The organism is Mycobacterium sp. NPDC050551, from assembly GCF_040674075.1.
Lineage (GTDB): Bacteria > Actinomycetota > Actinomycetes > Mycobacteriales > Mycobacteriaceae > Mycobacterium.
This window is the reverse complement of sequence record NZ_JBFARC010000002.1, coordinates 228,342-246,662: the sequence shown is the minus strand read 5'-3', so window position 1 is coordinate 246,662 and position 18,321 is coordinate 228,342. Positions and strand designations below refer to the sequence as shown.

General features: G+C 69.0%; 20 protein-coding genes and 1 pseudogene. 10 read left to right on the top strand and 11 right to left on the bottom strand.

The annotated features are described in order from the left end of the window. Window positions 1-20 precede the first annotated feature (20 nt). Window positions 21-464, top strand: coding sequence for a PPOX class F420-dependent oxidoreductase (locus tag AB0K11_RS07800; protein WP_364974349.1), 444 nt, complete (start codon window positions 21-23; stop codon window positions 462-464). 40 nt (window positions 465-504) lie between these two features. Continuing rightward, on the top strand, window positions 505-711 hold the full coding sequence (locus AB0K11_RS07795; protein WP_364974346.1) for a DUF5302 domain-containing protein: 207 nt from the start codon (window positions 505-507) through the stop codon (window positions 709-711). A 28-nt stretch (window positions 712-739) separates the two neighbouring features. Here the strand turns inward: AB0K11_RS07795 and AB0K11_RS07790 are convergent, their stop codons facing one another. The 3 genes from AB0K11_RS07790 to AB0K11_RS07780 are packed head-to-tail and all read right to left on the bottom strand — an operon-like array spanning window position 740 to window position 3,830. After that, entirely contained in the window at window positions 740-2,110 is a 1,371-nt protein-coding gene (locus AB0K11_RS07790) for an acyltransferase (protein WP_364974344.1), read from the bottom strand. Window positions 2,111-2,148: 38 nt separating this feature from the next. Then, window positions 2,149-3,258 (bottom strand): DUF1214 domain-containing protein, encoded by a 1,110-nt coding sequence (locus AB0K11_RS07785; protein ID WP_364974341.1) that lies wholly within the window; start codon window positions 3,256-3,258, stop codon window positions 2,149-2,151. Continuing rightward, the gene (locus AB0K11_RS07780; RefSeq protein ID WP_364974339.1) at window positions 3,255-3,830 is read right to left on the bottom strand and encodes a TetR/AcrR family transcriptional regulator; all 576 of its coding nucleotides are present in this window, start codon (window positions 3,828-3,830) and stop codon (window positions 3,255-3,257) included. The genes AB0K11_RS07785 and AB0K11_RS07780 overlap by 4 nt, the downstream gene beginning before the upstream one ends. A gap of 28 nt (window positions 3,831-3,858) precedes the next feature. On the opposite strand from AB0K11_RS07780, the gene AB0K11_RS07775 reads away from it, so the two are divergent. Next, complete coding sequence (locus tag AB0K11_RS07775) at window positions 3,859-5,106, top strand: sulfotransferase (protein ID WP_364974337.1); 1,248 nt, start codon at window positions 3,859-3,861, stop codon at window positions 5,104-5,106. A 3-nt stretch (window positions 5,107-5,109) separates the two neighbouring features. On the opposite strand, the gene AB0K11_RS07770 is transcribed toward AB0K11_RS07775, so the two are convergent. Next, complete coding sequence (locus tag AB0K11_RS07770; protein ID WP_364976677.1) at window positions 5,110-5,658, bottom strand: TetR family transcriptional regulator; 549 nt, start codon at window positions 5,656-5,658, stop codon at window positions 5,110-5,112. A 199-nt stretch (window positions 5,659-5,857) separates the two neighbouring features. Here AB0K11_RS07770 and AB0K11_RS07765 point away from each other — a divergent pair, with 199 nt between their 5' ends. Both AB0K11_RS07765 and AB0K11_RS07760 read left to right on the top strand, forming a co-directional pair. Beyond that, a complete protein-coding gene (locus AB0K11_RS07765; RefSeq protein ID WP_364974335.1) occupies window positions 5,858-7,414 on the top strand; it encodes a hypothetical protein in 1,557 nt (518 codons plus the stop codon). After that, window positions 7,411-8,031, top strand: coding sequence for a DUF305 domain-containing protein (locus AB0K11_RS07760; protein ID WP_364974332.1), 621 nt, complete (start codon window positions 7,411-7,413; stop codon window positions 8,029-8,031). Before AB0K11_RS07765 ends, AB0K11_RS07760 begins: the two co-directional genes overlap by 4 nt. A gap of 7 nt (window positions 8,032-8,038) precedes the next feature. Here the strand turns inward: AB0K11_RS07760 and AB0K11_RS07755 are convergent, their stop codons facing one another. The 7 genes from AB0K11_RS07755 to AB0K11_RS07725 form a co-directional block, all read right to left on the bottom strand. Further along, the gene (locus AB0K11_RS07755; protein WP_364974330.1) at window positions 8,039-9,274 is read right to left on the bottom strand and encodes an MFS transporter; all 1,236 of its coding nucleotides are present in this window, start codon (window positions 9,272-9,274) and stop codon (window positions 8,039-8,041) included. Between the two features lie 45 nt (window positions 9,275-9,319). Then, entirely contained in the window at window positions 9,320-10,945 is a 1,626-nt protein-coding gene (locus AB0K11_RS07750; protein ID WP_364974328.1) for a cation acetate symporter, read from the bottom strand. Continuing rightward, window positions 10,942-11,280, bottom strand: coding sequence for a DUF485 domain-containing protein (locus AB0K11_RS07745; RefSeq protein ID WP_364976675.1), 339 nt, complete (start codon window positions 11,278-11,280; stop codon window positions 10,942-10,944). The genes AB0K11_RS07750 and AB0K11_RS07745 overlap by 4 nt, the downstream gene beginning before the upstream one ends. Before the next feature lie 168 nt (window positions 11,281-11,448). Continuing rightward, entirely contained in the window at window positions 11,449-13,185 is a 1,737-nt protein-coding gene (locus AB0K11_RS07740; RefSeq protein WP_364974325.1) for a cation acetate symporter, read from the bottom strand. Continuing rightward, window positions 13,182-13,565, bottom strand: coding sequence for a hypothetical protein (locus AB0K11_RS07735; RefSeq protein WP_364976673.1), 384 nt, complete (start codon window positions 13,563-13,565; stop codon window positions 13,182-13,184). Before AB0K11_RS07735 ends, AB0K11_RS07740 begins: the two co-directional genes overlap by 4 nt. Next, window positions 13,558-14,343: a LytTR family DNA-binding domain-containing protein gene (locus AB0K11_RS07730; RefSeq protein WP_364974323.1), complete on the bottom strand. Its 786-nt coding sequence runs from the start codon at window positions 14,341-14,343 to the stop codon at window positions 13,558-13,560. Before AB0K11_RS07730 ends, AB0K11_RS07735 begins: the two co-directional genes overlap by 8 nt. Window positions 14,344-14,350: 7 nt before the next feature. Then, a complete protein-coding gene (locus AB0K11_RS07725) occupies window positions 14,351-15,553 on the bottom strand; it encodes a histidine kinase (protein WP_364974320.1) in 1,203 nt (400 codons plus the stop codon). Between the two features lie 38 nt (window positions 15,554-15,591). Here AB0K11_RS07725 and AB0K11_RS07720 point away from each other — a divergent pair. The 5 genes and pseudogenes from AB0K11_RS07720 to AB0K11_RS07700 all read left to right on the top strand — a co-directional run. Beyond that, window positions 15,592-15,657, top strand: a pseudogene (locus tag AB0K11_RS07720) (Fe-S cluster assembly protein HesB); the annotation flags it as partial. Window positions 15,658-15,796: 139 nt separating this feature from the next. Continuing rightward, window positions 15,797-16,363, top strand: a complete 567-nt coding sequence (locus AB0K11_RS07715; protein WP_364974318.1) for a cupin domain-containing protein — start codon at window positions 15,797-15,799, stop codon at window positions 16,361-16,363. Window positions 16,364-16,563: 200 nt separating this feature from the next. Next, window positions 16,564-17,142 carry an HhH-GPD-type base excision DNA repair protein gene (locus AB0K11_RS07710; RefSeq protein ID WP_364974315.1) on the top strand — a complete coding sequence of 193 codons (579 nt, stop codon included), beginning with the start codon at window positions 16,564-16,566 and terminating at the stop codon, window positions 17,140-17,142. A gap of 61 nt (window positions 17,143-17,203) precedes the next feature. Beyond that, window positions 17,204-17,995: an alpha/beta hydrolase gene (locus AB0K11_RS07705; protein ID WP_364976671.1), complete on the top strand. Its 792-nt coding sequence runs from the start codon at window positions 17,204-17,206 to the stop codon at window positions 17,993-17,995. A 116-nt stretch (window positions 17,996-18,111) separates the two neighbouring features. Next, on the top strand, window positions 18,112-18,258 hold the full coding sequence (locus AB0K11_RS07700; RefSeq protein ID WP_264011275.1) for a DUF1059 domain-containing protein: 147 nt from the start codon (window positions 18,112-18,114) through the stop codon (window positions 18,256-18,258). The last annotated feature ends 63 nt before the right edge of the window (window positions 18,259-18,321 follow it).

Genomic DNA, 18,321 nt, shown 5'->3' with positions numbered 1-18,321 from the left:
TAAAGACGTAGGCTCGGTCCATGGGCCGTCAGGTGTTCGACGACAAGCTGTTGGCGCTGATCGCGAACAACTCGCTGGGCGTGCTGGCCACCATCAAGCGCGACGGCCGGCCGCAGCTGTCGAACGTCAGCTACTACTTCGACCCCCGCGCGGTCGTCGTCCAGGTCTCGGTCACCGAACCGCGGGCCAAGACCCGCAATCTGCGCCGTGACGCCCGGGCCTCGCTGCACGTCGGCTCCGACGACGGGTGGTCGTATGCGGTGGCCGAGGGCACGGCGAGTCTGACCCCTCCGGCCGCCGATCCCCGGGACGACACCGTCGAGGCGCTGATTGCGTTGTACCGCAACATCGCCGGAGAGCATCCGGACTGGGATGACTACCGGCGGGCGATGGTCGACGACCGGCGGGTGTTGCTGACGCTGCCGATCTCGCATGTCTACGGCATGCCGCCGGGGCGCCGGTAAACCTCGCGACGGCGGCGGGCGGGCAGGCTACGCTGCGCTCATGGCTGACGAACCGGTGACCGAGAGCAACGGCGAGACGACCGGAGCCGCCGCACCGGACGACACCAAGCAGAAGTTCCGCGAAGCGCTGGAACGCAAGAAGGCGAATGCGGGCGGCGGCGCCGCGCACAAGGACGGCGGCCGCAAGCAGCCCCGGGCACACGGCCCCCAGGAGAGCCGTCGGGAGTTCCGCCGCAAGAGCGGGTAGCGCGGCGGTCACTTCGGCGATCCGGCGGTCAGATCGCCGTGGCCGCACGTTCGGTGACCCGCGGCGCGATCACCGACGCGTCACCGGCCAGCGCGCGGGCGCCCACCAGCGCCACCAGCATCACCGCGACGCACCACAGGCCCTGATCCTTGAGCCCCCACCCGACGGAGGCCAGCGTGGCAGCGCCGGCCACGCAGAGCAGGGTGCCGACCGCGGCGCTGCGCGGCCCCGGCCGCGACACCAGGCCGCCGTCCCACAGCGGTAACGGGTTGTTCTCCAGCGGGCGAAGCGTCACGAACACCACGCCGATCAGCGCCGCCATGATCACCAGCTGAACCACCGACAGCAGCACGAAACCGTCTGCGGCGGGGTCGAATCGGGACATGCCGAGGTGGTCGAACACCAGGTGCATGGCCAGCAGGGCCGGCATGTGCCACAGGTAGAGCGTCATCGCTCCGGAGTTGCCGATCGCGGCCAGCCACCACACCCGGGGCCGCTGTGCCCACCGGTTGATGGCGGGTGCGGCGGCGATCGCGAAGGCGCACATCATGATCGCGTGTCCGGCGAGCAGCAGTGACGGCGGTGTCATGTTCTTGAGCTGCTGGGTCTCGATGCCGACCAGGCTCAGCTCGTAGGGGCCCCACCACAGCAGCGCCAGATTCACCCCGAGCATCGCCACGCCGACGCCCAGCGCGGTGCGGCCGTCGAGCAGCCGTCGCCGGTACGCCACTCCCAGCATGCCGGGGATGAGCCAGGCCGCCATGTTCAGGTAGGACACCAGCTTCGGCATCTCCATGTTGATGCGCAGGACGTCGATCGCCGCGACGAACGCGTAGGCGCCGAGCACCGCCGCCGCCAGCCGGGCCGTGGTGGTGATGTGGGTGAGCAGCGGGACGGCGGCGAGCACGAGCACGTAGGCGCCGAGGAACCAGAGCAGTTGGATGCTGATACCGGCGATCGGTTCGTAGACGTGTTCGGGCAGCACCACGCGCAGCGTCACCAGGGCCACACCCCAGAACGCCAGGTAGTAGAACACCGGCCGGTACAGCCGGGTGCAGCGGCGCAGCAGCCAGTTGCCCCAGGATCCGCCGGCTTTCCACGAGTCCACGCACGCCGCCACCCCCGCGAAGAAGAACAGCGGCATGATCTGGAACACCCAGGTCAGCGCCTGCAACACCGGCGAGGCGGTGAGCAGATTGCTCCAGATGAACACGTCGTCGCGGATGGTGCTGGTGGCCATCACGGTGTGGCCGAGAACCACGCCGACGAGGGCGGTGATGCGGATGACGTCGATGGCGCGGTCGCGGGTGGCCGGGGTGCCCGCGGCGACCTCGGCGGGGGACGGGAAGAAGGCGGGCAGGAGCGTTGCGACCCGGGGTTCGGAAAGGCGTTCTGGCATGGGAAAACGGTATGCCGCGACCGCCTAGGTAGTGCTACTCAAATTTCGGTCGGGGCGTCCGCCGCCTTGACCAACCGCACCTCCGGCCGGGCGGGCACCCCGTCGGCCAGGAACCACCGGAACGCGAGGTTGCCGCGGGGATAGCCGAGCGTCGTGACCGAGTTCGGGTGCGCCGTGCTGCCGGGTGACACGACGATCGTCACCGAGCCGTCGGCACTGGGCACCGCGCGGTGGCCGTTGACCGAACTGCGGGCGTCGGCCACGCCGGGGGTGGCCATGAACTGGTTCCACACCACCAGATTCCAGAACCGGCAGGGCGGCGGGCGGTGGGTGATCACGAGGGCCTCGTCGTCCTCGAGCACGAAGCTGCCGTAGGCATAGCACGCGTCGCGCGCCGACCAGCCGAAGTTGGCGTCCGGGACCTGGTACGGGTCGGCGAATTCGTTGGCCACCGAGGCGATCTCGTGACCGTGCGCGAGTGCGTCGTCGACCCGCACGCCGACGGCCAGCGGCAGGATGGCGAACATCGTCCGCAGCCAGGCCGCCGAGGCGCGCAATGCCGAGGCGGTTTCGGCGTCGCCGTGCCGGAACGGCGGTGGCTCGTCGAGCGCCTCGATCTCCCAACGCACCGGTCGCCCGGTGCGCGGATCGGCCTGGTAGTCGCGGGTCATCAGCACCGCGGCGTCCGGGGCCGGGCCGAAGTCGAACGTGAAGTCGCCGTCGGCGGTGAACTCGAGGTCGTCGTCGCGCACGATCGCCACGATGCGGTCCGACCACGCACCAGGGGCGGGTTCGTTGTAGGCGGTCACCGAGAAGTAGACGCTGTCGCCGCGGTTGCCGCTGATGCGGTAGCGGCGCTGCGGGTCGACCGGGCACATGAAGTAGTAGGCGTCGGTGTTGTCGCCACCCCATCGGCGGTCGGGACGCGACGGCGAGTTCACCTCGAGCCACCGCGGGCGGGCGGGGTCGGCGAACAGGTAGGTGTCGAAGGCCACCCCGAGGGTGGTCGCAAGCATGCGGTAGCCGTCCGCGACGTGGCGGTCGTCGGTGACGGCGCGGTCGCCCTCGAGGAAGGTGCGGTCGAGACTGCCGAGGGTGTCGAGCAGTTCGCGCCACGCGGCGCTCGACTCGTGGGTGGCTCCGGTCATGCGCTGATGCCTTTCGTGATGAGGGTGGCGGTGCGTTCGACCCAGGCGTCGTCCAGGGTGGCGCCCCGGCTGAGCAACGCGAGCAGGGTGATGCCGGCGATCGCTTCGGTGAGGTCGACGGCGGTCACATCGGTCCGGATCTCGCCGCGGGTTCCGGCATCGGCCAGTCGTTCGGACAGCCCGCGGCCGAGGATGTCGCCGAAGCGCTCGAGCAGTGCGGTGTGCAGCGTGGGGTCGGCGGCCATCTCGCCGATCAGGCCGGGCAGGGCCGCCTGTGCGGCCGGAGTGGTGAGCACGGCGGCGGTGCGGCGCACCATCTCCCGGACGTCTTCCGGCAGGGACCCGGTGGTGGGCAGCTCCACCGCCGCGTCGAGCGGGAAGGCCGCTTCGTGCACGAGGTGCGCCTTGCTGGGCCACCTCCGGTAGATGGCCGGCTTGCTGGTGCCTGCCCGCCTGGCGATCGCGTCGACCGAGAGCGCGGCGTAGCCGGTCCGGCCGAGCAGGTCGACGGTCGCGTCGAGGACGGCGGAGTCGATGCGGGGATTCCGGGGGCGACCCAGGTCTGTCGTCATTACGAAACTCAGAGTAACATAAGTCGCTGTGACCGACACCACAGCCGCAGTCGTCGAGCTCGGCGATCTTGCGCACCCGCAGTTCAGTGCCGACGCGCAGCAGATCCGCGACATGATGGCGATGATGGCCGCGGACTGCCCGCTGGACGCGGCCGCGCTGCACGCCAAGGCCAGTGCGGAAACCGGGCTCCACGACTTCGGCGCCGATGACTACCGCGACCGTCTCGATGTGTTTCTCACTGCGCTGCAGGAAATCTCCGGACTGCACGACCCCGGCGTGGTCAACTTCCACGTCATGCTGGTGCAGCTGCTGAAGAACCGGCTACTACTCACCGACCTGCTGGCCCGCCATCCCGAGATCCACCAGATCGAACTCCTTCCGCCGGTCGTGATCGCCGGTCTGCCGCGGACCGGCACCACCCATCTGCACAATCTGCTGGCCGCGCCGACCACTTTCCGGACGATGCCGTACTGGGAGAGCGTCGAGCCGTTCCCGATGCCGGGTGAGCAGGGCGTCGAGCCCGATCCCCGCAGGCTGCGGATGGACGCCGCTGTGAGCGTGATGGACGTCGTCATGCCGCACTTCCGGTTGATGCACGAGATGACCACCGATCATGTGCACGAGGAGATCCAGCTGCTGGCCAACGACTTCTCCACGATGCTGTTCGAGACGCTGGCCGACGTGCCGCGCTGGCGCGACCACTACCAGGGCCACGATCAGGCGCCGCACTACCGCTACCTCGCCACGCAGCTGAAGGCGATGCAGTTCCTGCGCGGCGGCCGGCGCTGGCTGCTCAAGTCGCCGCAGCACCTCGAGCAGCTGCCGGTGCTCGATCGGGTCTTTCCGGGCGCAGTGGTGGTGTGCACGCACCGCGACCCGCTGCCGGTGGCGCTGTCGATGATCGCGATGATCACGTATTCGGCACGGATGCACCGCGATCCGGTGCCGGTGCGGGACACGGCGGCGATGTGGATCGACCGGCTCGAGCGCATGCTCGCCGCGCTGATCCGGGACCGCGACCTGCTCGGACCGGACCGCTCGATCGACGTCCGGTTCGACGATTTCATGGCCGACGAGATGAGCGTCGCCGAGGCGGTGTACCGGCTGGCCGACGAACCGCTGACCGACGACGCGCGGGCGGCGATGGCCGGCTACCTCGACGGACACCAGCGGGGCCGGCTGGGCCGGATCTCGACGTCGTGGCGTGACTTCGGTATCGACGAGGAGGAGCTGCGAGAGCGCTTCGCGCCCTACGTCAGTCGTTTCCTGGCCTGATCGTCACGCGAGGTCGCTGCTGCGCAACATCTGGCGGATCAGCCGGTCGAGGTGTGCGGCGTCGGAGACGACGGAGTAGCCGTTGACGAAGCTCGTCATCACACCGCTGATGAACGTCAGCACGGTGACGGCCCGCTCCTCGATCACGGTGTCGGGCACGTGGGGGTCGTCGTACCACTGCGCGATGACGTCGCGCGCCAGGGCATAGAAGCGCATGCCGTAATTCCGGAACGTCTCGTCGAGCTCAGGGTCCTGGCGGGCGCTCAGCACGATCTCGAATCGTGCCCGGGTCCGCGTCAGATACGGCTCGGTGCTCGACAGCATCACCAACTGGGCGAGTCCAAGGGTGCCCGAGTAGCCGCCGGCTTCGTCATGCCCCAACTCCGCCATCATCGACAGATCGGCGACATCGAGCTCGGTGATGCGATTCCCGATCGCCTGCAAAAGTGCTTTGCGGGTGCGGAAATAGAACGACGTGGTGCCCGCGGGAACACCGGCATGGCGGTCCACCCGCGGATGACTCAGACCACGCGAACCGTCAGTGCCCAGCAGGGTGATACCCGCGTCGGCGAGATCCCTCCGGCGCTGCGGTGCGTCGTACTTCCTGCGTGTGGCGATGTTTTCGAGTCTATTGCAGGCCCGTCCCGTCCGGCCTGTACGTCGCCGCCCGGCGTGCCAATTGTCGCTCGCGACAGATATCCATTATTCACATTTCATTCTCTAATAGATTAGAGAATGTTACGTTCCGGTCATGGGGAGATGTGCGCCGGCGGGGGATGGGCACCGGATCGGCGGGAGGGTGCTCGACCGTGTCCTCGTCGTGGTGACGGTGCTGCTGATGCTGGTCGCCGTCGGCGGGACGAACGCCTGGGCGACGCTGCCGCCGGACTTCGACGAGGCGAAGGACATCTGGCCGACGGCGGTGCCCACGGCCAACTGCCGGCTCGGAGACCGTCCCGAGACCGGCTTGCAGGGCGAGGTGCCGCTCGCCGATCGTGACTCCCGCCGCAGCACCGAGGGCTACCACTGCAACATCGATCTGCTCGGCCAGTTCCAGGGACCGGGGGCCGGGTGGACCAGCGCGTCGTACAAGAACTGCGTCTACATCGGATCGACGTTCCCCCACACCCAGGGCGTGCAGGTGCTCGACGTCTCCGATCCGGCCAATCCGCGACCGACCGCGATGCTCAGCGAACCGGCCATGGTGAACGGCACCTGGGAATCGCTGAAGGTCAACGAAGCCCGTGGCCTGCTTGCCGGCACCGGAGTGCCCTTCGTGATGGGGCTCGGCTACATCTCGATCTACGACATCGCCACCGACTGCGCGCACCCGCGCCTGCTGAACCTCGGGCGCGGTTCGCTGCCCGGTGTGCGGATCCCGATGCTGACCCACGAAGGGGGCTTCTCGCCCGACGGGAACACCTACTGGGCCTCGGGGCAGATGTGGGCCAGCGCGGTCGACCTCGTCGACCCCGCGAACCCGGCGGTGGTGTGGAGTGCGCCCGCCGGATTCGCCAGCCACGGAATGGAGTTCAGTCCCGACGGTGACACCATGTACATGTCCACCGCCCAGGGCCTCAACATCCTGGACACCTCGGCGATCCAGGATCGCGTGGCGCCCGGCACCACTATGCACCAGATGCTGCCGCTGCGTGGATACAAGCACTGGCGTGACGGGCTGATCAGCCAGCACAGCATCTACGTGACCTATGGCGGCACACCGTACCTGTTCAACGTCGACGAGTTCGGGTCCGGTGGTGTCAAGGTCTTCGACGCCGCGAACCCTGCGGACCTCCGGCTGAAGAACACCGTCAAGCTCGAGATCAACCTGCCGCAGAACCTCGACACGTGGGCCGCGACCGCCTCCAGCAGCGGTGCCTTCGGCTACGAGTCGCACTACTGCGCGGTGGACCGGCGGGAGAATCCGCAGGCGCTCGCGTGCGGATGGACCCAGTCCGGCATCCGGGTCTTCGACGTCCGTGATCCCGAGAACATCAGGGAGATCGCCTATTTCAACCCGCCGGCGCAGACCGGCAAGAACGACCGGCTGCCCAACTCGCAGCACGTCCGGTTCGGCGGCATCATCGTGCCGCCTGCCAGCAGTGCGGTCGCCATCGCCCAGGCGATCCTCAACGGGCAGATCAACGGCAACGACATCATCCGGGACGGCCGCATCATCGGGCTCGACCTGTCGGCCGACTGGTGCATGTCGCCGCCGGAGTTCCGCGGCAACACGCTCTTCGTGTCCTGCTCGGACAACGGCTTCATGGCGTTGCGGCTCGACCCCGCCGTGTACCCGCCGCGATGACGCGGACGGTCGTGGTGCGGATCGTGGCGCTGCTCGCCGCGGGAGTGCTCGGCGGTGCGATCGCGCTCGCATATCGCGAGCCACCGCCGCGCCCGCCGCTGATGACGGCTGTCGACACCGGTTTCGCCCAGGACATGTCGAGCCATCACCAACAGGCGGTCACCATGTCCGACATGCTCGTCCGTGACGCCGGGCCCGATGTGCGCGCACTCGCCGAGCAGATCCGCTTCACCCAGCTCACCGAGATCGGTCAGATGACCGGCTGGCTCCAGCTCGTCGACGCACCGCCTGCCGCCGCCACCCCGATGGCGTGGATGGGCCACGACGAGCACCACCATCCGGGTGACGCGGCGACGGCGATGCCGGGGATGGCCTCACCCGCCGACCTCACCCGGCTGCAGCGCAGCACCGGACGCGACAACGAGGTGCTCTTCCTGCAACTCATGGTGCGCCACCACCAGGGTGGGATCGACATGGCGTCACACGCCGTGCGCCACACCGACACCGACGCGGTACGCCGAGCGGCCGCCGTGATGATCAGCGAGCAGGCACAGGACATCCAGGTGATGACGATCCTGCTCGCACAACGGGACGGCGCCCCGCTGCCCTACCCGTGACGGTGTATCAGCCGGCGGCGGTGCTCACCCTCATCCGTCGCTCCTGGGCGAGGATCGCGAGCAAGCAGACCGCGGCCAGTATCGCCACCGCGATCGCGAAACTCACGCCCGCGGTGCGCAATCCGAGATGCTGAGCCGCCAGGCCCTCGCCCACTACGGGAACCGAGATGGCGATGTAGGCGACCACGAAATACGTGGAGCTGACTTCCGCGCGGCGATCCGGCGGCGTGCGCTCAGCGACGGCGGCCAGCCCGCGGCTGAAGCTGATGCCCTGACCGACACCGGACACCACCGCGGCGGCGAGCAGTCCCGGCAGTGACGAAGTGGCCAGCGCGACAGCGAGTATGACCATGCCGGCGAACAGGATCACGCAGCCGAGCGCGACGGCCCGCTGCGGTGCGGTCCGGCGGGCCACCACCTGGGCCACCGCGGAGGCCGCGAAGATCGAGCACGCGATGGCTCCGGCGACCGCGTGGTTGTCGATGCCCACCACGCCGGCCAGGAACGACGGCGCGACCGCGGTGAACAATCCGGTGACGGCGAATCCGGCGAACGCCGCCAGCGCGGCGACGACGAAGACCGCGCGGGTCTCCGGGGGCACCGACAGCCGCTGCACACCGATCCGTCCGGCGCGGCTCGAGGTCTCCGGCACCACGAACACCGCGATCGCGGCGAGTGCGGCCATCGCGATGTGCACCACGAATGCCAGATGCAGCGGTTGCGGGGCGTACTGCACGAGCAACCCGGCCAGCAGCGGGCCGAGGCCGAGGCCGCCGATGTTGGCGACGGTGGCCACCGCGGCCGCCCGGTCGCGCCAGCTCGGCGGGGCGGCCTCGATAACCGCCGCGGTCGCGGTGCCGGTGAAGATGCCCGCCGACAGTCCGGACAGCACCCGGCCCACCAGCAGCACCGGCACCGAATCGGCCACCAGGAACACCATCGCGCTCACCACCGCGAACGCCACGCCCGCGAGCAGCATCGGGCCTCGGCCGATCGCGTCGGACCAGCGGCCGAACGCCAGCAGCGCGAAGAGCACGCCGCCGGCGTAGGTGGCGTAGATGACCGTGGTGGTGAGCACCGCGAAATGCATGCGCTCGGCGTAGAGCGCGTACATCGGCGTCGGCAGCGTGGTGCCGACCATGATCGCGGCGAAGGCGTACGCCAGCAACGGGAGGGCGAAGCGGCTGACCGCCTGCCGGGAGTCGGTGGCGGGGGACGAGGCCGCCGGCGCGTTGTCAGACATATCTGATGACAGCGACGCCGGCGGCCCCGGTTATTCCGTTCGTGGTCAGTGCGACACGGCCTTCTCCGCGCCGATGCCGGTGAGCGACCGCACCTCCATCTCAGCGGCGACCTCGCGGTTCTCGTCGTCGGGCGAGGTGTAGGTGCCGACGATGCCGAGGATGAACGCCAGCGGGATCGACACGATGCCGGGGTTGGCCAGCGGGAAGAAGGCGAAGTCGACGCCCGGGATCATGGCCGTCTTCGACCCCGACACGGCGGGGGAGAACACGATCAACACGATCGTCGAGAGGAGGCCGCCGTACATGCTCCACAGCGCGCCGCGGGTGTTGAACCGGCGCCAGTAGAGCGAGTACACGATGGTCGGCAGATTGGCCGCCGCGGCGACGGCGAAGGCGAGCGCCACCAGGAACGCCACGTTCTGGCCGTTGGCGAGGATGCCGAGGCCGATCGCGACCACGCCGAGCACCACGGCCGTGATACGCGAGACCTTCACCTGTTCGGCTTCGGTCACCTTGTGCGCCTTGAGTACCGACGCGTAGATGTCGTGGGCGAAGGAGGCCGACGCGGTGATCGTCAGTCCGGCCACCACGGCGAGGATGGTCGCGAAGGCGACCGCCGAGATGACACCGAGCAGGATCACCCCGCCCAGTTCGAACGCCAGCAGCGGAGCGGCGGAGTTGACCCCGCCGGGGGCGCCGAGGATGCGGTCGGGTCCGACGATGGCCGCCGCCCCGTAGCCCAGCGCGAGAGTGAACAGGTAGAACGCGCCGATGAGGGCGATCGCCCAGACCACCGACCGGCGGGCCTCTTTGGCCGTCGGCACGGTGTAGAACCGCATCAGCACGTGCGGCAGGCCCGCGGTGCCGAGCACCAGCGCGAGCGCGAGTGAGATGAAGTTGATCTGACTCGTCAGCGATCCGCCGTACTGCGCGCCCGGGGCGAGCACGTCGCGACTGGCGACACCCTCGGTGGTGGCGCCGGAGATGGCGGTCTGTGCCGAGCCGAGGATCTCGGAGAAGTTCAGGCCGAACTTGACGAACACCATGACCGTCATCAGACCCGCGCCGGTGATCAGCAGCACCGCCTTGATGATCTGCACCCAGGTGGTGCCCTTCATGCCGCCGACGAGTACGTAGACGATCATCAGCAGACCGACCACGGCGATCACCACGGCTTGGCCGCTCTTGCTCGTGACGTTCAGCAGCAGGGCGACGAGCCCACCCGCACCGGCCATCTGGGCCAGCAGGTAGAACAGCGACACGGTCAGCGTCGTCGTCGCGGCCGCCACCCGGACCGGCCGCTGCTTGAGCCGGAAGCTCAGCACGTCGGCCATGGTGAATTTGCCGGTGTTGCGCAGCAATTCGGCCACCAGCAGCAGGGCCACCAGCCAGGCCACCAGGAAGCCGATCGAGTAGAGGAAGCCGTCGTAGCCGTAGACGGCGATGGCGCCTGCGATGCCGAGGAAGCTTGCGGCCGACAGGTAGTCGCCGGCGATCGCGATGCCGTTCTGCGGCCCGGAGAATCCGCGGCCACCGGTGAAGAACTGGTCGGCGGTCCGGTTGTTGCGGCTGGCCCGGATCACCACGATCAGCGTGATCACCACGAACAGCGCGAAGATGCCGATGTTGGCGGCGGTGTTGCCCACCGTCTCGGCGGCCAGGACGCTCACGTGAGCTCACCTTCCAGTTCGGTGCGGATCTTCGTGGCGCGCGGGTCGAGTTCCCGGTTGGCGAAGCGGACGTACAGCCCGGTGATCAGGAAGGTGGTGAGGAACTGCCCGAGGCCGACGATCAGCCCGACGTTGATGTTGCCCCACACCTGGATGGCCATGAAGTCGTGTGCGAAGGCGCCGAGCACGACATAGAGGCCGTACCAGACGAGGAAGAACGCGGTCATCGGGAACACGAAGCGGCGCAGCCTGCTTCGCAGCTCCTGGAATTCCGGACTGGCTTGGACCTCGAGATACCGCTGGCCGCTGATGGCGGCCGCGGGATCCGAGGGCATGGTCTCGGGCACGGTGACTCCTGACCTCGTGTGTGTGAACCGGCTCATCGGCGAAGCTAGCTGAGATGTGGGTCACATACCCACCTTTCCCGCAGGTCACACGGCAAGGACGTGGTCGGCTGCGGTGAGCGGTCGATCGGCCACGACGAACGGCGCGCTGCCAGGAGCTCAGCCTCGAGGCACTCGTTCGATGCCCATCCCGAGTCGTTCGGGGACGTGCATACGGGCGAAGATCTGTGCGACGTCGCGCGGTGCGCCGCGGCGGTCGCACAGGCTGACGACGATCATCGTCGCGAAGGCCAACGGCACGCTCACGGCAGCGGGATAGCCGGTCACCACCGCAGGCCAGCCTGCCAGCGCCCGCTCGTCGACGGCGCCGGTGATCGCGAGGGTGACCGCCGTCCCGGACACCAGCCCGCCGACCACCAGCCCGCAGGCGGCCCCGAGTGCGGTCAGTCCACGCCACCAGATGCCCAGCACCAACAGGGGGCACAGCGTGGAAGCGGCCACCGCGAACGCGAGGCCGACGCTGCGTGACAGTTCCAGGCCGGAGGTGATGAGCGACAACGGGATCGGGATGACACCGCCGACCAGGGCGGCCACCCGGAAGTCACGCACCCGGCCGCGCAACACGTCGGTGGCCAGGGCACCGGCGATGCTGACCAGCAGGCCCGACGACGTCGCCAGGAAGGCGGCGATCGCCCCGGCCGCCACCAGCGCTGCGAGTAGTTGCCCGCCCACCCCGCCGACCGCCGCGCCAGGGGCGAGCAGCACGGCGGCGTCGGCGGTGCCGGTGATGAGCAGCTGCGGCACGTACAACCGGGAGAACACCCCGAGCAGGGTCGGGAAGAGATAGAACAGCGACAGCAGTGCGATCACCGCCAGCGCGGTTCTGCGCGCCGCCCGGCCGTCGGGGTTGGTGTAGAAACGCACCAGCACGTGCGGGAGGCCCATGGTCCCCAGGAATGTCGCGATGATGATCGACACCACCTGGTACAGCGGATGATCGCCGCCCAGGCCGCCGCCGGACGCGAGCCATTCCGAGCCCGCGCCGGGGGTGCCTGCGACAACGGGCGTGGCCGTTCCGGCGGCGAGACTCAGCGTGCTGCCCGCGCCGAGTGTGTGCTCGCCCGTCGCGCCGATGCCGGCGTCGGCCACCGGGGTCCCGTCGAGGGTTCCGGTGACAGTGATCCCGGCCGGTGCGGCGACCTGCACCACCACGTCGGTCTCGATCGCGACGGTGGTGTCCTGCTGCACGGTCGGTGGCAGCGGCCCGCCGAGTTCCCCGCCGCCGCTGAAGAACAACCCGGTCAGTGCCAGGGCGGGGACCGCGACGGCGGTCAGCTTCAACCAGTACTGGAACGCCTGGACGAAGGTGATCGACCGCATGCCACCGGCGACCACATTGGTGACGACGATCGCGCCGACGGCCAACGGGCCGATCCAGACGGGAACGCCGAGAAGCGTTTTCAACGCCAGCCCGGCGCCCTGATACTGCGGCGCCAGGTAGAACACGCAGATGACGACGACGGTGAGCATCGCCACCTTGCGCAACCGGGCCGACCCCAGGCGGAACTCGGCGAAGTCGGGCACCGTGTAGGCGCCCGAGCGGCGCAGCGGCGCCGCCACGAACAGCAGCAGCCCGAGGTAACCGGCGGTGAAGCCGACGGGATACCACAGCGCGTCGGCGCCGTACTTGGCGATCAGACCGGCGACGCCGAGAAACGATGCGGCCGAGAGATATTCGCCGGAGATGGCAGCGGCGTTCCACTGGGAGCCGACGCTGCGCGACGCGACGAGGAAGTCGGAGGTGGTGCGCGAGAACCGGACTCCGTACGCACCGATCGCGATGGTTGCCAGCGCCGAGGCGAGCAGCGCGGCCGCGGTCAGCGGGGAGCCGGTCACGGTTCGCTGTCGACGACGCGCACGAAATCCCGCTCGGCCTGTTCGGCGAGCCGCACGTAAAGGCGGCCGACGCCGTACAGCAGCGGATAGGCCAGCGCCGCCAGGATCAGCCAGTTGGCCCGGACACCGGCCACGTCGATGTCGGCGAAGCCGGGGAACGCGCTGTTCACCACGACGATCGCGGTGACCGCGCACAGCACCACGGCGGCCAGCCGCAGGGCCAGGCCCAGTTGCGCGCGCACCAGGCCGCGCACCAGGGCGTCGCCGACCTGGGTCTGCTCCTGCACCTCGACGCGGGTACGCACCATGCGTGCGCCGCGGCGGTGGGCCAGTACGACGCGCTCGCGCTGCGGCCGGTCGGGTTGGCCGCCGCTAGTCATCGCCACCGGCCGGTTTGAGGTGCCGCATGGGGTCGCGCACCACACGGTCACGCAGTTCCCGGGCCTGGCGCCGGCTCACCGGCAGTTCGACAGCGGGCGACGCGCCGTTGGCGCGCAGTCGCACCAGCACCGCGCCGTCGGCGGTGCGCAGACCGGTCACCAGCCGCAGTGCCACCAGGTAGGAGCGGTGAATGCGCTGGAATCCGTAGTTGCGCCAATGTGTTTCGAGAGTACTCAGGGGGATCCGGACCAGGTGCGAGCCGGACGCCGAGTGCAGCCGCGCGTAATCGCCGTCCGCTTCCACCCAGCCGATGCTCTCCCGCGGCACCAGATGGGTGACGCCCCCGACCTCGGCGGGGATGACGTCGGAGTCGGGCGCCGGCACGGTCTCAGCGGGCGCAGGTTCGACCGACCGCGCGGCGGAGACGCGGCGCACCGCCTCGTCGAGCCGTTGCTCGCGGATCGGCTTGAGCAGGTAGTCGACGGCGCCGACGTCGAAGGCGGCGACCGCCTTGTCCTCGTGGGCGGTGACGAACACGACCGCCGGGCGGTGGGCGAAGTTGGCGAGCACACCGGCGAGTTCGATGCCGGACAGGCCGGGCATGTTGATGTCGAGGAAGATCGCGTCGATGGTGCGCTGGTTGAGTTCCCGCAACGCCGAGGCGGCGTCGGCGGCGCTGTGCACGTGGGCGATGCCGGGATGGCGGCTCAGCAGATAGACCAGTTCGTCGCGGGCGGGCGCCTCGTCGTCGACGGCGAGCACCGTCAGGCCGGTCATCTGACCCTCACCCGAACGCACCTCCGCTGGCCCGGACCCCGGAGCGGAACTTGGGCACCCGCATCATCACCTTGGTGCCCGCACCGATCGCGGTTTCGACCACCAGACCGTAATCGTTGCCGAACGCGGCCCGCAGCCGATGGTCCACATTCGTCAGGCCGACGTGCGCGGACTCGCTGGCGGCGGCGTTCAGGGCGTCGCCCGATCCGGCCCGCAGCGCGGCGGGATCCATTCCGGCGCCGTCGTCTTCGATGGTGATGACGCAGTCCGACCCTTCGTCGCGGGCGATGATCTCCACCGAGCCGCCGGCCTGCCCGACCAGGCCGTGCCGCACCGCATTCTCCACCAGCGGCTGCAGGGCAAGGAACGGCACGACGACGTTGAGCACCTCCGGGGCCACCTGCAGGCGGACGTCCAGCGCGGTGCCGAACCGGGCCCGCTCGAGCGTCAGGTACCGGTCGATGTTGCGGAGCTCCTCTGCGAGCGTGGTGTACGGGCCCGCCGCGCGGAACGAGTAGCGGGTGAAGTCGGCGAACTCGAGGATCAGCTCACGGGCCCGGTCGGGATCGGTGCGCACGAACGAGGCGATGGTGTTGAGCGCGTTGTAGATGAAGTGCGGGCTGATCTGGGCGCGCAGCGCGAGCACCTCGGCGCGGTCGAGCCGGGCCCGCGACGCATCGAGTTCGGCGAGTTCGAGCTGACTGGCCGCATACCGGGCGACCTCTCCGACAGCGCCCAGCAGGCCCGGGCCCGGCGTGCGGGTGGTGACCACGACCAGGACGCCCAGCACGTCGCCGTCTTCCGCCAGGAGTGGCTGGGCCACCACCGCCGACGTCCGGCCGGCCTCGAGCACCCGGCGCTCTCCGGAGATGGACTGCGCCGCCGTGCGTTCGCAGTCCTCGACCACATCGGCCGTCCAGACCGGCTCGTCGGCGGGATCGCGGGCCAGCAGATCGCCGTCGCGGCCGAACAGCGCCACGCCGTCGGCACCGGTCAGGCCGCGCAGGAACGGCGCCGACGTCTGTGCGGATTCGGTGTCGAGGCCCTGTCGCAGGGCGCGGGCCGCCAGCGACGCGGTGTGCAGGGCTGCGTGCACCGCGCGTTCGGTCGGAGTGGCCACGACGCGGCGGGTGCGCACCACCGCGACCGCGGCGGCGACCGCCGCCAGCAGCAGGACCGCCGCCAGCACCAAAGCGAGCTCGCCAGACATCTCACCTCACCAGCCTCTGGTCACCTTAGACCGGCGCGGTGCCGAAACTGCAGCTGGTTCAGGATCCGGCGGCCGATGCTCTGCTGGAGGACAACCCGTTCGCTGAATGGCCACTGAACGCGGGTCAGCAGGACCAATGAATCGAATTCGATTCGCACGCGAGTCAGTGGAATCGTTCTTTTCCTGACATCTCGAGGCGCGGCGGGTGAGACTTGTGGTCCGCGAGGGGACGGGGTGGTTCGAATGGCGCATGTCGGAGACACGATCGAGCACCCGCTCACAGGCGAGCGGTTGACCTTCCTCGAAACTGCTGCGACAACGGGCGGAACGTTTCTCAAGCTCAGCATCGAAATGGCAGCGGGTGGCTTCCTGCCTCGCCCGCATGTCCACCCGCGGGCAGAGGAGCGGTTCGAAATTGTTTCGGGCCGTGTGCAGATCAAGACCGCAGGCACGACTCGGGTAGCCGAAGCCGGCGAATTGGTGGTCGTTCCCCGCGGTGCGGACCATGTCTGGGGCAACCCGTTCAGCGATTCGGCCACAGTCGCGGTGACACTGCGCCCGGCACTGAGAATGGAGACATTCTTCGAGACTTACTTCGGCCTGGCCAGCGACGGGAAGTTCAGCTCGAGGACACAGTTGCCCACTTTTCTCCAGATGGTCCTGATAGCGCACGAGTATCGCGAAGACATCGGCCTGCCGGGAGTTGCAGGAATGGCCTCAAGAGGGTTGGGCGCAGCCTTGGCACCGCTTGCCCGTCGTCGCGGTTACCGCTCGGTTTATGCGCGATACAGCGATTCCGACGCACCGTAACCTTGATCACCACGCCGTCGAGGTGTCGAAGCAATGGGCATCGGCGAAACCGGCGTAGGGCATGCCCATCGCTCACAGACGCCGCACGCAGAGGCGTCTCGAGAAGAGATTGACTGCCGCCGGCAGCCACTCGCCGGCTCGACGGATACGTTGTTTCCCACCTGCTCATGCCTTGTGCGCCCCGAAAGATTGGACAGCCCGTGCCGAAACTGCAGCTGGTTCAGGATCCGGCGGCCGATGCTCTGCTGGAGGACAACCCGTTCGCCCTGCTGGTCGGGATGCTGCTCGATCAACAGATCCCGATGGAGGTCGCGTTCGCCGGGCCGAAGAAGCTCGCCGACCGGCTCGGCGGTCTCGACGCCCGCCAGGTCGCCGAGTACGACGAGGAGGCGTTCGCCGCGTTGTGCGCCGAACGCCCTGCGGTGCACCGGTTCCCGGGCTCGATGGCCAAGCGCATCCAGGCGCTGGCCCAGGTGATCGTCGACCAGTACGACGGCAACACCGCGGCGTTGTGGACCGACGGCGATCCCGACGGCACCGAGGTGGCGCGCCGGCTGAAGGCACTGCCCGGGTTCGGCGATCAGAAGGCGCGCATCTTCCTGGCGCTGCTCGGCAAGCAGTACGGAGTGACGCCGCAGGGCTGGCGCGCGGCGGCGGGTGACTACGGCAAGGCGGGTTCGCACATGTCGGTCGCCGACGTCACCGACGCCGGATCGCTCGAGCGGGTGCGTTCGTACAAGAAGCAGGCCAAGGCGGCGGCCAAGGCCGCGAAGGCCTGAACTTCGAGTAGTCGAATACGCACGGGACGCCGGAGCTTCGTGCAATTCTCCGAGAATGGGCATGGTCGAGGGGCTCGAGGTGATCGACAAGGGCGGCTGCACGTCGGGGCACCCGGCGCCGCTGCTGTTCGTCCACGGATCATGGCACGCCGCGTGGTGCTGGGACGAGCACTTTCTCGACTTCTTCGCCGAGCGCGGTTACCGCACACTGGCAGTCAGTCTGCGTGGCCACGGAGGTAGCCGCACTCATCCGCGGCCGCGCTCCTGCGCACTGGCCCACTTCGTCGAGGACGTCGCCGCGGTGGCCGATGAGTTGGGGTCCGAGCCGGTCCTGATCGGACACTCTCTCGGCGGCGCCGTCGTGCAGAAGTACCTCGAAACCCATCATGCGCAGGCCGGTGTGTTGGTCGCGTCGATGCCGGTGTCGGGCATCGTCGGATACATGGGACGGCTCTGGCGTCACCACCCGGTGCAGGCGGCCGGGGTGACGCTGCGGGGTAGACAGTCGGTCGGTACGGCGACGCGGGCCCGCGAGATGTTCTTCTCGGCGTCGCTGCCCGAAGCGGACGTCGCGCGCTACGCCGCGCGGCTCGGTGAGGAACTGGTGGGGCGACTCACCCTCGACACACTCGGATGGGACAAGTGTCGACCGGAGCGCGTGACGGCCCCGATGCTGGTGCTCGGCGGGGAGAACGACCGGTGTTTCACGGTGGCCGAGGTGGAGTCGACTGCGCGCGCCTACGGCACCGAGGCGGAGATCTTCCCGGGCATGGCGCACAACATGATGCTCGAGCCGGGCTGGGCGGACGTCGCGGAGCGGATCGACGGGTGGCTGGGCGAGCGTGGGCTGTGACCCGGCCGCGAGACTGCGTACAGGGTCGTCAGGCGTGGCGCCCGGCAGCCCTGGGCGCAGTTTCGGCGTCGGCGTATCCCGACATGCCCGGTGACGCATGTGTGCAGAATGGACCCATGAAGACACATCTGAGTTGCCCGTGCGGGGAAGCCATCACCGGTAAGGACGAGGACGACCTGGTCGAGAAGGCTCAGGCCCACCTCAGCGAGGCGCATCCCGGTCGCGACTACGACCGCGACGCCATCCTCTTCATGGCCTACTGACCCACCCGATAAACGGAATTCCCGGCCGTCGGGCGGTACACGCCTGACGACCGGGAATTCGTT

Bases quoted from the DNA above. Each gene is read 5' to 3' on its own strand.
- AB0K11_RS07800 (WP_364974349.1), top strand. From the start codon at position 21: ATGGGCCGTCAGGTGTTCGACGACAAGCTGTTGGCGCTGATCGCGAAC.
- AB0K11_RS07795 (WP_364974346.1), top strand. From the start codon at position 505: ATGGCTGACGAACCGGTGACCGAGAGCAACGGCGAGACGACCGGAGCC.
- AB0K11_RS07790 (WP_364974344.1), bottom strand. From the start codon at position 2,110: ATGCCAGAACGCCTTTCCGAACCCCGGGTCGCAACGCTCCTGCCCGCC.
- AB0K11_RS07785 (WP_364974341.1), bottom strand. From the start codon at position 3,258: ATGACCGGAGCCACCCACGAGTCGAGCGCCGCGTGGCGCGAACTGCTC.
- AB0K11_RS07780 (WP_364974339.1), bottom strand. From the start codon at position 3,830: ATGACGACAGACCTGGGTCGCCCCCGGAATCCCCGCATCGACTCCGCC.
- AB0K11_RS07765 (WP_364974335.1), top strand. From the start codon at position 5,858: ATGGGGAGATGTGCGCCGGCGGGGGATGGGCACCGGATCGGCGGGAGG.
- AB0K11_RS07760 (WP_364974332.1), top strand. From the start codon at position 7,411: ATGACGCGGACGGTCGTGGTGCGGATCGTGGCGCTGCTCGCCGCGGGA.
- AB0K11_RS07755 (WP_364974330.1), bottom strand. From the start codon at position 9,274: ATGTCTGACAACGCGCCGGCGGCCTCGTCCCCCGCCACCGACTCCCGG.
- AB0K11_RS07745 (WP_364976675.1), bottom strand. From the start codon at position 11,280: ATGCCCTCGGATCCCGCGGCCGCCATCAGCGGCCAGCGGTATCTCGAG.
- AB0K11_RS07735 (WP_364976673.1), bottom strand. From the start codon at position 13,565: ATGACTAGCGGCGGCCAACCCGACCGGCCGCAGCGCGAGCGCGTCGTA.
- AB0K11_RS07730 (WP_364974323.1), bottom strand. From the start codon at position 14,343: ATGACCGGCCTGACGGTGCTCGCCGTCGACGACGAGGCGCCCGCCCGC.
- AB0K11_RS07725 (WP_364974320.1), bottom strand. From the start codon at position 15,553: ATGTCTGGCGAGCTCGCTTTGGTGCTGGCGGCGGTCCTGCTGCTGGCG.
- AB0K11_RS07715 (WP_364974318.1), top strand. From the start codon at position 15,797: ATGGCGCATGTCGGAGACACGATCGAGCACCCGCTCACAGGCGAGCGG.
- AB0K11_RS07705 (WP_364976671.1), top strand. From the start codon at position 17,204: ATGGTCGAGGGGCTCGAGGTGATCGACAAGGGCGGCTGCACGTCGGGG.
- AB0K11_RS07700 (WP_264011275.1), top strand. From the start codon at position 18,112: ATGAAGACACATCTGAGTTGCCCGTGCGGGGAAGCCATCACCGGTAAG.